Source organism: Sulfitobacter sp. S190 (assembly GCF_025141935.1).
Classification (GTDB): domain Bacteria; phylum Pseudomonadota; class Alphaproteobacteria; order Rhodobacterales; family Rhodobacteraceae; genus Sulfitobacter.
Window position 1 is genome coordinate 88,966 of record NZ_CP081121.1, and the last position, 14,625, is coordinate 103,590.

At 58.2% G+C, this 14,625-nt stretch carries 12 protein-coding genes; 8 read left to right on the forward strand and 4 right to left on the reverse strand.

The annotated features are described in order from the left end of the window. The first annotated feature begins 17 nt into the window (after positions 1 to 17). From K3756_RS17960 to K3756_RS17990, 7 genes are all read left to right on the forward strand, one after another. Complete coding sequence (locus K3756_RS17960) at positions 18 to 833, forward strand: GntR family transcriptional regulator (protein ID WP_409202447.1); 816 nt, start codon at positions 18 to 20, stop codon at positions 831 to 833. Then, entirely contained in the window at positions 830 to 2,218 is a 1,389-nt protein-coding gene (gene leuC, locus K3756_RS17965) for a 3-isopropylmalate dehydratase large subunit (protein WP_259993632.1), read from the forward strand. The genes K3756_RS17960 and leuC overlap by 4 nt, the downstream gene beginning before the upstream one ends. Further along, positions 2,215 to 2,832 carry a 3-isopropylmalate dehydratase small subunit gene (gene leuD / locus K3756_RS17970; protein WP_259993634.1) on the forward strand — a complete coding sequence of 206 codons (618 nt, stop codon included), beginning with the start codon at positions 2,215 to 2,217 and terminating at the stop codon, positions 2,830 to 2,832. Before leuC ends, leuD begins: the two co-directional genes overlap by 4 nt. A gap of 20 nt (positions 2,833 to 2,852) precedes the next feature. After that, positions 2,853 to 3,851 (forward strand): TRAP transporter substrate-binding protein DctP, encoded by a 999-nt coding sequence (dctP, locus tag K3756_RS17975; RefSeq protein ID WP_259993636.1) that lies wholly within the window; start codon positions 2,853 to 2,855, stop codon positions 3,849 to 3,851. A 55-nt stretch (positions 3,852 to 3,906) separates the two neighbouring features. Further along, positions 3,907 to 4,413: a TRAP transporter small permease gene (locus tag K3756_RS17980; RefSeq protein WP_259993638.1), complete on the forward strand. Its 507-nt coding sequence runs from the start codon at positions 3,907 to 3,909 to the stop codon at positions 4,411 to 4,413. Further along, positions 4,413 to 5,720: a TRAP transporter large permease subunit gene (locus tag K3756_RS17985; protein WP_259993640.1), complete on the forward strand. Its 1,308-nt coding sequence runs from the start codon at positions 4,413 to 4,415 to the stop codon at positions 5,718 to 5,720. Before K3756_RS17980 ends, K3756_RS17985 begins: the two co-directional genes overlap by 1 nt. Before the next feature lie 95 nt (positions 5,721 to 5,815). Then, a complete protein-coding gene (locus K3756_RS17990; protein ID WP_259993641.1) occupies positions 5,816 to 6,583 on the forward strand; it encodes a MipA/OmpV family protein in 768 nt (255 codons plus the stop codon). Between the two features lie 12 nt (positions 6,584 to 6,595). Here K3756_RS17990 and K3756_RS17995 read toward each other — a convergent pair whose 3' ends face one another. From K3756_RS17995 to K3756_RS18010, 4 genes are all read right to left on the reverse strand, one after another. After that, complete coding sequence (locus K3756_RS17995) at positions 6,596 to 7,531, reverse strand: spore coat U domain-containing protein (RefSeq protein ID WP_311201712.1); 936 nt, start codon at positions 7,529 to 7,531, stop codon at positions 6,596 to 6,598. Continuing rightward, positions 7,522 to 9,471, reverse strand: a complete 1,950-nt coding sequence (locus K3756_RS18000) for a fimbria/pilus outer membrane usher protein (protein WP_259993642.1) — start codon at positions 9,469 to 9,471, stop codon at positions 7,522 to 7,524. Before K3756_RS18000 ends, K3756_RS17995 begins: the two co-directional genes overlap by 10 nt. Before the next feature lie 363 nt (positions 9,472 to 9,834). Then, positions 9,835 to 10,269, reverse strand: a complete 435-nt coding sequence (locus tag K3756_RS18005) for a molecular chaperone (protein WP_259993643.1) — start codon at positions 10,267 to 10,269, stop codon at positions 9,835 to 9,837. A gap of 11 nt (positions 10,270 to 10,280) precedes the next feature. Continuing rightward, a complete protein-coding gene (locus K3756_RS18010; RefSeq protein WP_259993644.1) occupies positions 10,281 to 10,778 on the reverse strand; it encodes a spore coat U domain-containing protein in 498 nt (165 codons plus the stop codon). A 249-nt stretch (positions 10,779 to 11,027) separates the two neighbouring features. Here K3756_RS18010 and K3756_RS18015 point away from each other — a divergent pair, with 249 nt between their 5' ends. Next, the gene (locus K3756_RS18015; RefSeq protein WP_259993645.1) at positions 11,028 to 14,234 is read left to right on the forward strand and encodes a Hint domain-containing protein; all 3,207 of its coding nucleotides are present in this window, start codon (positions 11,028 to 11,030) and stop codon (positions 14,232 to 14,234) included. Positions 14,235 to 14,625 lie beyond the last annotated feature (391 nt).

Consider the following 14,625-nt stretch of genomic DNA (forward strand, 5'->3'; position numbering starts at 1 on the left):
CAAGAGCGAGGATTCGAATGGTGCAAGGCCCCGATAATAAGGGACGTAGCAGCCTTCCAGAGGGAGGCAAGGCGCGTCGCGTTTATCTGCATCTGCATGAAGATATCACCCGCGGCAGCTATGCCGAAGGCGCTGTGCTGCCGGGTGAGCAGAAACTCTCGGTACAGTTTGATGTGTCGCGCGTGACCATCAGGCGCGCTTTGGATGCACTTGAGGACGAAGGCCTGATACGGCGTAGCGCGGGATCTGGCACCACGGTTTGCGCGGCGCCTGACGCACCCTCGGTGGCGGCGGATTTCACAACGCTGATGCCGCAGGTCGTTCAGATGGGGTACGACACGACCGTGCGGCTGCTTTCGTTCGGGTATGGCCCGCCCCCGGCCGCTGTTGCGCGCGAAATGCAGCAAACGTCAGATGCAGTTATGCAGCGTGCGGTGCGCCTGCGGTTGGTCGAAGAGCAGGCGTTCTCGCATCTCACGACCTATGTGCCCGAAGATATCGCGCGCAACTACAGCGAGGCAGAGCTCGCCACAGAACCTTTGTTCATCCTGCTGGAACGGTCGGGCGTTGTGGTGCAAACCGCTCACCAAAGCGTCAGTGCCACGCTGGCATCCCCGGATGTCGCGGCGCATCTGGGCCTGAGTGTCGGCGCTCCCTTGCTGTCGCTGGACCGCGTGGTTCGGGATGCGCAGGGCAGGGGGGTCGAATATTTGTCCGCTCTCTACCGTCCCGATATGTTCAGGCTTGAGATGACGCTCGGTCGTGTCGGTGCAGGAGAGGCGCGACATTGGGAGCCGATCATTCAGCCCGACCCGGCGCAGGCCGCCGAATGAAGACGCTTCTCGACAAACTGTGGGATGCCCACGAAATCACCCGCCGCGATGATGGCACGTCGCTGCTGTGGGTCGACCGGCACCTTGTGCACGAAGGATCGCACCACGCTTTCGCAAAGATCTCAGCTCGTGGTGCATCCGTCGCCCATCCCGATCTGACATTTGCGGTCGTGGACCACTATGCGCCGACACGTGCGGGCACCGTGGCCGCAGATGTCCGGCGCATGATTGACACACTGGGCGACAATGCCCGAAGGGCAGGAATACGTCTTTATGGCTTGCGTGATCCCGGACAGGGGATCGTGCACGTGATCGGACCGGAGCAAGGGATCACGCTGCCGGGTCTTTTGATAAATTGCGGTGACAGTCATACCTCCACACATGGCGCATTTGGCGCGTTGGCGTTCGGCGTTGGCGCGACCGAGGTTGCCCATATTCTTGCGACACAGACAATTTGGCAAAAGCGGCCGAAATCCATGCAGCTGTGGTTCGACGGCACTTTGACAGAAGGCGTTACAGCCAAGGATCTTGCGCTGCACTGGATTGCGAAGCTGGGAAGTGACGGTGCCCGCGGACATGCAATCGAATACGCGGGTCCGGCAATTCGCAATCTCAGCATGGAAGGGCGGCTGACCCTGTGCAACCTGTCGATCGAAGGGGGCGGGCGCTTCGGGATGATCGCGCCTGACGAGGCGACTTTCACCTATCTCAAGGGACGGCCTTTCGCGCCGGCCGGCGACGCGTGGGACAAAGCCGTTGAGGACTGGCGGCAGCTTTGTTCCGACGACACTGCCGAATTTGACAGCCAGATACGTTTCGACGCGTCCGACGTGGCCCCGACAGTGACGTGGGGTACGTCACCGGAAGAGGCGGCCCCCATCACTGACCAAGTTCCCAGACCGGATGATCTTGGCCCGAACAAAGCGGAACACGCCCGTGCTTCGCTTGCCTACATGGGTCTCGAACCGGGTGCGCGATTGGTCGATGTGCCGGTGGACGAAGTGTTCATCGGGTCCTGCACGAACGGTCGGATTGAGGACTTGCGCATGGCCGCCAAGGTGCTGGCAGGTCGGAAGGCGCGTGTTCCGGGACTGGTATCGCCGGGCTCGGCACAGGTGAAAAAGCAAGCGGAGCAAGAGGGGCTTGCGACTATCTTTTCCCAGGCAGGTCTGGAATGGGCCGATGCGGGATGCTCGATGTGTGTCGGAATGAACGGGGATATCGTGGGCGCTGGAAAACGTTGCGCATCATCGACAAATCGCAACTTCAAAGGTCGGCAGGGTCGTGGCGCCCGTACCCATCTCATGAGCGCGGCGATGGTCGCTGCCGCTGCTGTCAAAGGGCATCTCGCCGATGTGCGCCCCTTGCTGGAGGGGCGGGAATGAGCGGTTGGCGTACGCTTTCGGGAACAGCCGTGGCATTGCCACAGGCCAACATCGATACCGATCAGTTGATCCCTGCGCGTTTCATGTCGCAACCGCGTGCCAACGGCTACGGGAGCTTTTTGTTGCATGATGCGCGGCAAGACGATCCGGACCACCCCTTGAACAGACACCTCGATGCGAAGGTTCTCGTGACACGCCGGAATTTCGGCACCGGATCAAGCAGGGAGGCCGCGGTCTATGCGCTGTCGGATTTCGGGATCCGCGCTGTGCTGGCGCCGAGCTTTGGCGACATATTTGCTGCCAATGCAGTCAACAACGGTGTTCTGCCTGCGAAAGTGGACGCGCAGATCATCGAAAACACCATCAACCGAATGGGGGAAGGCGCGCACGTGGTCACCCTTTCTCTTGACGCTTGTATGGCCACAATCGGAAATGCCGACATCCCCTTCACGCTCGATCCGATGTGGCAACGCAAGCTGATGAACGGCTGGGACGACATTGATCTGACACAGCAGCACGCCCCCGAAATCGCAGAATTTCGCGCAGCCCGCTGGGCCGCGCACCCTTGGGCAATGCCCAGACAGAAGACCCCGCACAGCGCGCGGCAAGATTGAAAACCAAAGGGAGAGATCGAATGAAACATGCAATAATCGGCGGAATTTTTGCCAGTACCGCACTGGCGGGGCAAGTGATGGCCCAAGATACCGTGACTGCGGTGCACGCTTTTCCGGAATCGCTGATCTATACGAAGTCGTTTCTCGAATTCGTCAAAAGAGTGAATGCCGCAGGCGAGGGTATCGTGAAAATCGAGGTGCGCGGCGGACCCGAAGCCATCGGTATGTTCCAGCAACCGGACGCCGTTCGGAACGGTGTGGTCGACATGGTCTATACGCCCGGCAGCTTTTATGCCGGATCCCTGCCTGAAAAAGACGCGCTCGTGACATCCAACATCGTTGCGGCAGAAGCCCGCGCGAACGGCGGCATCGAGCTCATCGACCAAATCCATCAGGAAAAGATGGGTGTGAAATACCTTGGCTGGTTCGACAGCGGCGTTTGCTACAATCTCTGGACCCGCGACGAACCGACGCTCGACGATGGCGGCAATCTGGATGTATCCGGTCTGAAGCTGCGCGGTAATGCCGTCTATAACGCGTTTTTCACGGATTATCTGGGCGCTCAGGTGATCGATCTGCCAACAACCGAGGTCTATTCCGCCCTCGAGCGCGGGGTTGTCGATGCCACGGGGTGGACCCAGATCGGTCTGATCGACCTCAAGTGGAATGAGTTTCTCAATTACCGGATCGAGCCGTGCTTTTTCTCAACGGACCTCGGGGTCATCATGAACCTCGACAAATGGAACAGCCTGTCCGATGCCGCGCGCAATGTCATTCAGGACGTGGCGATTGCGCATGAGGAAGAGTCTGCAAGCAAGCTTGGTGCCAAGCGGGACGAGGATTTTGCCGCGCTCGAAGAGGCCGGGATGCAGGTCGTCACATTGGAAGGCGAAGCGGCGGAAGCCTATCTGGGTGCAGCCGTTGAAAAGACATGGGACCGGATGAAAGGTCTGATGGAAGAAAGTCCTCAGGGGGCTGACAACTACGACGAGCTGATCGAACTGTTCTACGAAAAATAAGACGATCAATGCCGCGCCGGATAAAGTCTGGCGCGGCGCACTCAAGGGGCGTGTCATGCAGGTGCTCGGGCAACTCTATCGCGGGTTTTTATACGCAATGGCAGGTATCGCAGGCGCGATGCTGGTCTGGCTTATGGTGTCTGTTGTCACATCCGTGACGATGCGCAACCTTGGTCTGCAGCCTTTCGCGTGGCTTTTCACGTCATCGGAATATGCAATCCTTTACATGACGATGCTTGGCGCGCCTTGGTTGGTCCGTGAACGGGGTCATGTCCACATCGAACTGGTAACCGCCGCCCTGCCAGCGCACGCCAGACGCATTGTCAGCCGGAGCGTCGCGGCCATTTGCGTTGCCATCTGTGCGTTGCTTGCGTGGAAAGGTGCGGAACTGATGCTAACCAATATCGCCCGCAACGATCTGGATGTGCGGGCCTATTACTTTCCCAAATGGGTTTTAACGGCGGCATTCCCCGTCTGTTTTGGTCTCATGGCGGTGGAGTTTTCACGGTATGTGTTCGGCAAAACGCTGATGCATTCGGGCGAAGCGGGAATACACGAATAATGGAATGGTTCGAGGCGCTTGGCCTGCTGATCGGGTCCATTCTGGTGCTCATGGCGATCGGGATGCCCGTCGCGCTTGCCTTTCTGGCGGCAAATATCATCGGTGCGTGGTTCTTTATGGGCGGGGCACGCGGCGTGACGCTGATGCTCAACAACGGCTTTGGCAGTCTGACCAATTTTGCGCTCGTGCCGATCCCGCTTTTCCTCCTGATGGGTGAAATCTTTTTCCATACCGGCCTCGGCAAACGCATGTTCAATGCAATTGACAAGCTGCTTGGCCGCCTGCCGGGCCGCTTGTCCTACGTAACGGTTCTTGGCGGCACGGCGTTTTCCACCTTGTCGGGGTCCTCGATGGGATCGACGGCCCTTCTGGGCAGTCTCATGGTGCCGGAAATGACGCAGCGCGGGTATAAAAAGCATATGTCGATCGGGCCGATTTTGGGGACGGGCGGGTTGGCCATCATCATTCCCCCATCGGCGCTCGCCGTGCTTCTGGCGACGCTTGCGCGTATCGATGTCGGTGCGTTGTTGATCGCGGGCATTGTGCCGGGCTTGATCCTTGCGTCTTTCTACATCGCGACAATCTATGTGCAGACGCGTATCGATCCCGACGCAGCACCCGCTTACGACGTCGAAACATTGAGCGTCAGTGCGAAATTCGGCCTGCTGTTCCGTGACATTCTGCCAATGCTGTCGGTGATGGTGCTGATCGTGATCGGTATGGTCGCGGGGCTCATAACACCGTCCGAAGCGGCGGCTTTCGGTGCCTTGGGCGTCTTGATCCTCGCGCTGGTTTTCCGGTGCCTGAGCTGGCAAGCGCTGCGAAAGTCCGTTGTCGGCGCTTTGCGGGTGACGCTCATGGCGTATCTGATTGTGTTCGGCTCTGCGACCTTCAGCCAGCTGCTCGCTTTCTCTGGCGCGTCCTCCGGGCTCATTCGCTGGGCGACGGCTTTCGATCTTGCCCCGATCGCGATGCTTCTGGTGATGTTTGGCGTTCTTTTGCTGCTCGGGATGTTCATGGAACAGATCTCCATGATGTTGCTGACGGTCCCGATCTTCTTTCCATTGGCGACGACGCTGGGTTTTGATCCCATCTGGTTTGGTCTCATCATTTTGCTGGCGCTCGAAATCAGCTTTACGACCCCTCCTTTCGGGCTACTTCTTTTTGTGATGAAGGGCGTTGCCCCCCGCGAGACGACGATGCGAGATATCTATGGGTCGGCCATTCCGTATATGGCGTGCTCCATGCTGCTGGTGGCGCTGCTCATTGCGTTTCCGCAGATCGCGCTGTGGCTTCCCGGGTTGTAAGCGCGCCGTTGGGAAAAATGCGACTGGTTTCCCGATAGCGGCGGTTGCGTCTTTCGGCTATGATTATGAATGCCAGCTTGGTTGGAGAGCTACACATGCGCCGCGCCGTTTTTCTATCGACAGTTTTCGTCTCTGCCGTCGCCGCGGCTCCCGTGCTTGCGCAGGACCGTGAAATAAGCTTCGCGTTGCGTGGCGGATTGGCCGTTGCACCTTCCTATCCCGGTGCGGATGATTACGAGGTCGGGCCGGATCTGGGATTTGCCTTTGGCGGGCTCAGCTGGGGCCGTGTCAATATCGGCCGTGGTATCGGCGCTGCACCGCAGGACGGTCTGTCGTTCCGCGGCGCGTTCAAAGTGATCGGCGATCGCGAAGCCGACGACAATTCGGAATTGCTTGGCCTGGACGATGTGAGCACCGCCGTCGAATTGGGTATCGGCGCGACCTACCGGCAGGCGAACTGGCTGGCCTTCGGCGAAGTACGCAAAGGCGTGACAGGTCACAGTGGCTGGACCGGTACGCTTGGTGCGGATGCAATTTTCAAGCCGGACGACCGGTGGACCATCACCGCCGGACCCCGTGTCAGCTTTGGCGACAGTGATTTCGCAGATACATATTTCGGCATTACCGATGACGAAGCGACGGCTTCATCGTTCGGAGCGTTCGATGCTGACGGTGGCGCACTGGGCGCAGGTTTCGAAGTGCAGGCGAGCTACTTGCTGTCCGAGCAATGGTCTGTCGAAGGGGCGCTGGGGTACGAACGTCTGCTCGGTGATGCGGCCGACAGCCCCATTACCGAGCTTGGCTCGGATGACCAGTGGCGCCTGCGCATCGGGTTGAGCCGGAAATTCTCCCTAAATTTCTAGCCGGTCAGGCAATCAGTACTCCACGGTGATCAGAACGGAATCTGTATAGACGCCGGCGCGCAAAGGTTGGCCCGCGAACAGCCGACCGTGGACTGTCATCGTTTGGTCATTGCCTGTACCGGTCGTTGCGACAGTCTGGCCGGGGGTCTGGCCCCAAGGCGTCGTAACCGAACCATTTAGATACAAACCATAGCGCAGCTGTTGGCTTGCGGGCCCGGTCATCCGTCGGTCCGTGGGTCCGCTGGCGCCAGCGCCCACTCCGTTGTCGAGCGACACGGTGTACCCCGTCCCTTGTGTGCAGCGGATGACGAAGCCGCCTGTGGCCGCGACTGTCGATGTCACGGCAGCGGCGGCCAGCGTCCCGAAATCGATGGCTCCAGCATCCACCTCGCAACTGGCGGCGACGTCTGCGGTGACGTCAAAGGCATTGATTTGTCGCACCGTGCCAGGTTGGTTGCACGAATTTGTATTAAATTCGATATGGGCCTGCGCAGTGCCGGAAAACGTGGTGCTATAGGCGCCGGTACCTGTGCCGACACCTGATGACGTAATATCGGCAAACACCGGCACATCGATCCTGCCAGTCCCTAGAACCGTAGGAACCCGCACAAATTCGCGATCCCACGTTCCGCCGGACGCGCCATTCCCGCCGGGGCGCAACTCGTAGGCGAGCGCTGCGGAATCCGCGCGGCGCATGAAACGGGGTGAAAAACCTGCACCGCTGCCGCCCGACCCGGACGCCAAAACGATGCAGACCCCGATGCTGCCAACACCGGTGCAATTGATGCTTAACGTGCCAGAAGTCTGGTTGCTTACCCCACTGCGCAGACTGACCGTGCCAAACACGATGTCACTCATGCTCGACGTACAATTAACAGACTGTGCCTGCGCCATGGGGGGCAGGGCTGTCGAAACGATCAGAAAGAGTATGAACAGCGTTATCCGCATATTGCCACCGCCGGGGTGTCGTCTGTTCGAAGCGGCGGGACGCGCGTTTTGCACCGGCCTGTTTCCATTGTCGCGCCTTCGGGAACGCCGTCGAGGAGCACCAGCCCGTCGTAACCGACCCCCAGATCATGAGATTTGCCGCCAATGATGAGCGCTGATCCGACCGGTACGGGTTTTCCTGTGCTATATTGCAGTTTCACCACGCGGGTTTGTGCAGCGTCCTTTGTATCAAGAGCTACGAAAATGCCGGACGTACGGGACGGGACGATGTCGGCTGCGGTGACTTGTGCAATCGTGCCTTGCGCCACATCATCGACATCGATCGATATACGATTGGAATTGTAAGGCTGCACACCTGTAACAACCGCGCGGCCGCTGCGGTTTGTGCGGGTCACAACGCGGTTTTGCAACCGGACAGGCACATCTGGCGCGCCTACATCCACGACCGCGAAACTGCTTTTGATCTGCGGCCCTGCGGTGATCCGGCGGTCCATCATCGCGAAGGCACCGCGAAGCCGCAGATCGAGGCTGGAGCGTCGCGATGCGTGACGCGCGGAAACGTCCAGCCGTGCGCGCCTGCCTTGCGCCCAAATGCGCCCTCCAACGCGGACTTCACCATCGTTGCGCGCCAGTTCCGCGTCATATCCCCACGACCCTGCTGTGCCATCACCTGCGCGGGACGCGAACACACTCGATCCAGTTGTGTTGGAATGCGCGATCTGCGTTGCGTGTTTGCCGAATTTCATTGTCACCACAGCGGCCAGTCGCGTGTCGCGCCGCGTCCAATCGTGACTGGCGTTTACGTTGAGAACAGCGTCCGATCGCCAGACCTTTGAGGAGAGCCCGAGGCTTGTCAGCTGGGTTTTTCGCGTATCGTTTTCGATAGAAATATGGCTCGCTCCGAACGTCATTTCTCCCGCATGACCCGGCACGCTCAGACTGACGACGTCACGCCTTCGATCAACGCCGGAAAGTGTGAACCCGTTCTGGGCATCGATCGCGGACGCCAGATCGAGATACTGACCGGAGGCGCGGAAATGGCTCGCTTCAAACCGAAGCCTTCCGTTGAGAGGGTGTGCGATAAGTGTTGTATTGTAAAATTTTCCGCGGGTGTCGTTGTGTCTGCTGTGTCCGAGGGAGAAGCTCACCTCGGCGAGATTTCCGACAACCGCATGCTGGCCAACTGCAACGTGTCGAAAATTGCGGGTGGCTGAAAGCTGCGCCTCCAATGTCAGCTTGGGTGTGATGCCCCGCCTTATGGTGCCGTTAAAGACCAAATCATCGACATAACTGCTGTCACGGTTGCCAAAGGACAGGCGGGGATATCCGATTTCGACCGACCAGTCCGCGACCCCGGGGGCCAGCAGGTTTCGCGCTCCGAAGAATGAAAGTTCGGTACGGGTGACGGTCCCGTCTTCTCCGCGCAGTGACACAATTGCTGTTCCGGCACCATTAACGACCGGAATATCCTCGATCGTGAAATCGCCGCTTTGTACTTCGGTGTCGAATACTCGATTGCCTTCAATGAAGACGTCTACGCCGCTAGGCACTGCCACGCTGCCCTCGAAGGCAGGCAGGGGTCGCCGTACCAGATCGCGGCGGAGCGCAAAGTCGCGGTGGATGCGCAGCCCGCCGAGCCGGACGGGCCTGCCCCAAGACAAAGAGGAAGTGAGCGTGTCCCCCAAGATACCGATTACCGCGGCTTTGGGATAGTCGATCTCCAACGCTGTACTAAATCGCGTCCAGCTTGCGTTTGATTGACGACCCACCGGTAGACTTAACAAGCCCGTGTTGCGCAGACGTGCGTTGTTCCAAAAAGTCCACGCCTCGATCCCGATACTGGCACCTTCGAGATCGAACGAGCCGCCTGAGGTTTTGCCACTTCGCAGGTTGAGATCGTAATTCAGCGCCATGCCAAAGCTGGGGTCAGGCGATAACATCTCGCGCCGTCGTGTCGTGATGCGCTGTGGGGCTATCCGCGTGCGGTCTGCCGTCAAATACAATCGCTGTTTTGTCATCTCATACCGCCACGCAAGGCCGGGAATTGAATCAAGATTTACCTTCTTGCGTTTGATATCGCGGGTATCGATACCAACGGCCGCAAGTTCTTCTCGGTGGGTCGTAAAGCCGTTCCCTGTCTGCTGAACTTCGATGACCAATTGGGTGTCGCGGTCATTTACGAAAACTTGGAGGAAAAGGGACGTTTCTGCGTGCGCATATCCGACAACTGCAGTGACCAGGGCAAAAATAGCGACGATTGCGCGGTAAACGAATTTGTGGAACGTACTCGGCACGGGTGCCGTCTATCCCGTAAAGCACACCGGAACGGAGTGTCGAATGCGCAGGCTGATTTCGCTTGCACGGCGTTGGTTGTCCGGCAGTCTGTCAACCAGAACCCGGTAGCATTCCCGACCGCGGATCTTGCGCGTGCTGCGCCGAACGATCCGTGCCGTTAATTCCTGCCTGCCCTTTATCTGTGCCATCGGAGGGCTAATGACGACATCGCGGGTTTCGCGTAACCTCGACGGATGCTGGCCCTCTTTCCATTTGAAAATGCGTAGTTGCACGACCGAACCACCGCGCCCCTCGCTTTTGATGGTCATCGTGGTCTGGGCATTCCCCGACGCTACTTCAACCTTCGTTGGCGTCACTGAGAGCGACGTCGCACTCGCCACACTCGCATAAAATGCCGCTGTCATCAAAGTCAGAACTTTCAGCATCGTCGCTTTCTGCAACATCTCATTCTCCCTTAGTAGATGAGTGTGATCGTCAGTACGTCATTGTAGGAGCCGGCGACGTAACTGCCTGCCGGCACCTGCCCGTAAAGTGATACGGAAAGGGTATTGGCCGCGTTTATGGAGCCAGAGTAAACGGTTCCCCCGGACGCGACGTTGTTCGCGTGCGCGGCGTCTGTGTGAATATCGTAAGGCATAAAATTTCCCGCAGATTCCATCCGCCGCTGTCCTGCGCTTTCGTTTTGGCCCCCGTCGATCGTGACGGTTGTGCTGCTTTGGGTGGCTGTACAGAGAATTTCGATTTCACCCGCGGTCGCTTCGTTCGTAAGGGAGCCGATATTCACGAGCGAAAAGTCTAACGCGGTTGTCGAGATGCTGCAGCTGTTGGCGACCGTCGCAGTGACGTTCAGGTTTCCTGTCGAGGTCGCGGCCCAAACGGGTCCTACAATACCGATGACCGCAAGCAGGGCACCGCAGCGTTGCAGCATTGAATTCAGCGGTTTGTTACCCATTTCTTGCTCCACACTTCTGTCCGGTCGCATCGAGAGTTACTGCCGATGTCTTAAGAACAAATGAAGTTTTACACAGAGAGTGGAGGGTGGCCTTGGACGGCGAAAAGGACGGAAATTCGTCGCCACCTATGGAAAAATTATCAAAAGTCTGACGTATTTTCTGACAATTTCCTCAGGCGAATTTCTATTCCCGTAACCAATTTCAGGCCAGATCAGCACAGAGAATCTTGACCGTTCGGAGTGCAGATTTTGGCGATACTTGATAACGAGCTTTTCTTCGGCACGGATGGGTTTGCCGAAAACGGCGCCACCACGATCACCGAAAACGGGAACGCAACGATCGTTCAGGGGCGGTTCACGCCCGGGGCTTGGGATGCGTCCCAAAGCGGTCGAAACGTGTCCGATTTCGGCGCATTCGGTGTGACCGAACCGGTCTCCGCTGAGTTCACTTTCTCGAACGCTGTCGAAAACCTGTCTTTCGATATCCAGCATCTGAACGACGATGGCGCGAGCACATTCGACGACAGCTGGACCATTCTCGCATACGATGACAACGGCGATCAAATTCCGGCCGCCGACATCATTGCCGGATTGACCGGGCTCGACGACGAGACAGTGTCGGTGAACCCGGATGGTTCGGTGCAGATCGAGGCCAATGGGACCAATCCCAACGATGTCACGGTCAATCTTGTCGGGCCGGTCTCGTCCTTACAGCTGACCCTGTCGCCGGGTTCGGGCGGGTCGCAAAGTGGCGGTTCGGGCATCAGCGACTTCAGTTTCGATGTTCCGGTTGCCGATATTGACGGCGACGGTATCGCTGACGCGGACGATCTCGATACCGACGGTGACGGGCTTACCGACGCGGAAGAAGGGCTCGCGACTGTTTCGCCTAGCACGATCACCATTGCCTTCAACGGCGACGAATTCGCGGCGTCTGAAGAGGACAATACACGGTGGGAGCTGCGGGACCCGGACGGAAATCTTGTTGCAAGCGACGACAATATCAGTTCCGGGACGACCGTGACGACCATCTCCGTCGGCGATCTGGGCGATTATTCATTTACGGTATTTGACGATTTTGGCGACGGGATCTCCGGTGACAATCCGGCGCGTTTCACGGTTTCTGTCGATGATACGGTGGTGATCGATTCTGGGCCCAACCCGAATTTCGGAACCACGTTCAGCGAGAGTTTTGCGGTTGAAGAACGTGAGGTGACGCGGGACACAGACGGAGACGGTGTTGCCGATCACCTTGATCTCGATAGTGATAATGACGGCATTACGGACAACGTCGAAGCCCAAAGCACGGACGGCTATGTCGCACCGAGTGGTTCGGATTCCAACGGTGACGGCATTGATGACAGTTATGCCAACGGACTGACACCGGTAGACACCGATGGCGACGGCACGGCCGATTATCTCGATAGCGATTCAGACGATGACGGTGTTTCGGACGCGGATGAAGCCGGGCATGGACAAAGCCAGCAAGCCATTGACGCATCGGGTGATGCAGATTTTGACGGTATAGCGGATGTTGTCGATGATGTAGACGGCCGCGATGTGAACGACACTGATGTCGACGGAGGCATCTTTACCCTTTCAGACAGCGACGGAGACAGAAGCGCTTCGGGCAACGGGGCAGCGCCCGGCACGGCTGACTTCGATTACCGGGATGCCACAGGGCGCGACTTCATTGTCGAGGGCTCTTCGGGTTCTGACCGGATTGACGATAATTACGCTGGCGATCCGGATAATGATCGCATCGACAACAACGATGCGGCAGACGGGTCTGATGACGACCTCGTTCTCGCGGGTGCGGGTGATGATGAGGTCGAGGGGGGCGCGGGCTCCGACACGTTGCGGGGCGAAGAGGGCGACGACACGCTGACGGGTGGGTACGCGGACGGCACTGCGGGTATTGGCGGGACATCGCAGGTCGGAAACGCGTTCACGGTCATCAGTTTGGGCAACAGGTCCGATAGTGATGCTGACGAAACGGATGGTGGACAAACAGACAACGCTGAAGCGCTTTTGGGGACTTTTGGCGGCTTTGGTGCAGAACTCTATAACAATTTCGCAAGCGCTGTCGCCAATGACACCGATGGCAACGGGCAGGTGGATGACGATGACGACGGCACCGTCAGCGAAACCATCACGATTGACGGCACCGACCTTCAGGTCGATTCCGCGACCGTCTATTCCGCAACCGCTACATTTATCGACGGCACGTCCGGCACTTTTTCGGCCGTCGTGTTTCAAACGACCACGGGCGATGTCTTTCTCGCGCCTGAGTTGTCCGACAATACGGATAATGCGCTCCTGACCAGCGCGCCGATCGAGTCGATTTCGCTCAACGGTGTCCTTGTCGATAACACGTTCCTGTCTTCGAACAGGCTTGATGCTAACTACCGCGTGCCTGCGAACGATACCTCTGCGGACAGTCTCGATGGTGGTGCAGGCAATGATGACCTGCGCGGCGCCGCCGGGGATGATACCCTCGAGGGGGGAAGCGGAAATGATACGCTTGGCGGGAGCATGGGGCGTGACAGCCTGATCGGTGGCGACGGCGATGACGTCATCAGAGTTTCGGAGGGCGATACGGCCGACGGGGGGGAAGGCGACGATCTCTTCATTCTCGAGGATCTGCGCGAAAGTGGAAATGCTTCCATCACGATTGTCGGTGGCGAAGGGGGGGAGACGGAAGGCGATACTCTCCAGCTTACGCCGGATGTGTCGTTTTCCGATATCACGTTCACGGATACCGACGACGAAAATGGCGGCCTGTCGGGTAACTTCACCACCTCCGACGGCACGTTTGTTTCGTTTTCGGAAATCGAAAATATCATCTGCTTCACGCCCGGAACCCGCATCCTTACCGAGGCGGGCGAGCGCGCTATTGATACATTGAGACCCGGCGACAGGATCATAACGCGCGATCACGGCGCGCAACCGTTGCGCTGGATGGGCCGTCGCTCCGTACCGGGTATCGGTCATTTGGCCCCGATCGAATTGAGCGCAGACAGTCTCCCCGGTTTGTCGTGCACCACGCGCGTCTCGCCGCAGCACCGGTTTTTGCTGAGCGGTTATGAGGCAGAGTTACTGTTCGGCGAAGAGGAAGTTCTGGTTGCTGCAAAGCATCTGATCGATCATCAAAGCGTAAGAAGAATTGCCTGTCCCGAAGTCACCTATTTGCACATGATGTTCGACCACCATGAGGTCGTATTCGCAAACGGTTGCGCAACCGAAAGTTTTCACGCAGCGGATACAGGTATGTCTGCCGTTTCGGCGAAAGCGCGCGAGGAAATCTTCGCGATCTTCCCGGAACTGCGATGGAACTTCGGTGGCCACGGAGCAACAGCACGTATGTGCCTAACGGCACGAGAAGCGCGTCTTCTGTCGTCGCAGGGCGATGTCGCAAATCACAATTCCCGATACCTGTCCGCGTGCGGGGATTGAGCCACACTGAGTGGATCGGCGAAATCTGCCGCTGCCGAACGAAGCAATGCATGATCACCACTGCGCTGTATTAATTCAACAGAGATATGTTCCCGGCGCCCGTCCGGAGTTTTGGCATGGCTGAGTTTGGTATTTGCGACATTGACGGCGCGGGCTGGGACACAGTTTGCCGACATTAATTCTATCAGAGAGTAAGGCATCGTCGCGACTACGCCAGCCAACCTACGCGGGATTATTTGTTGTATCTTAACCCTCGCATTCCGTCCTTCGACGGATTTGCGCTTGCGAGGTGCAAGCCGGACCGCAAGGCGTTCTGAGTCTGCTAGCGGCTACAAAAGGCAAGCAAACGCCATTTCATAATATAAATTCGTCTCCAAAGGTCGCGTCACGC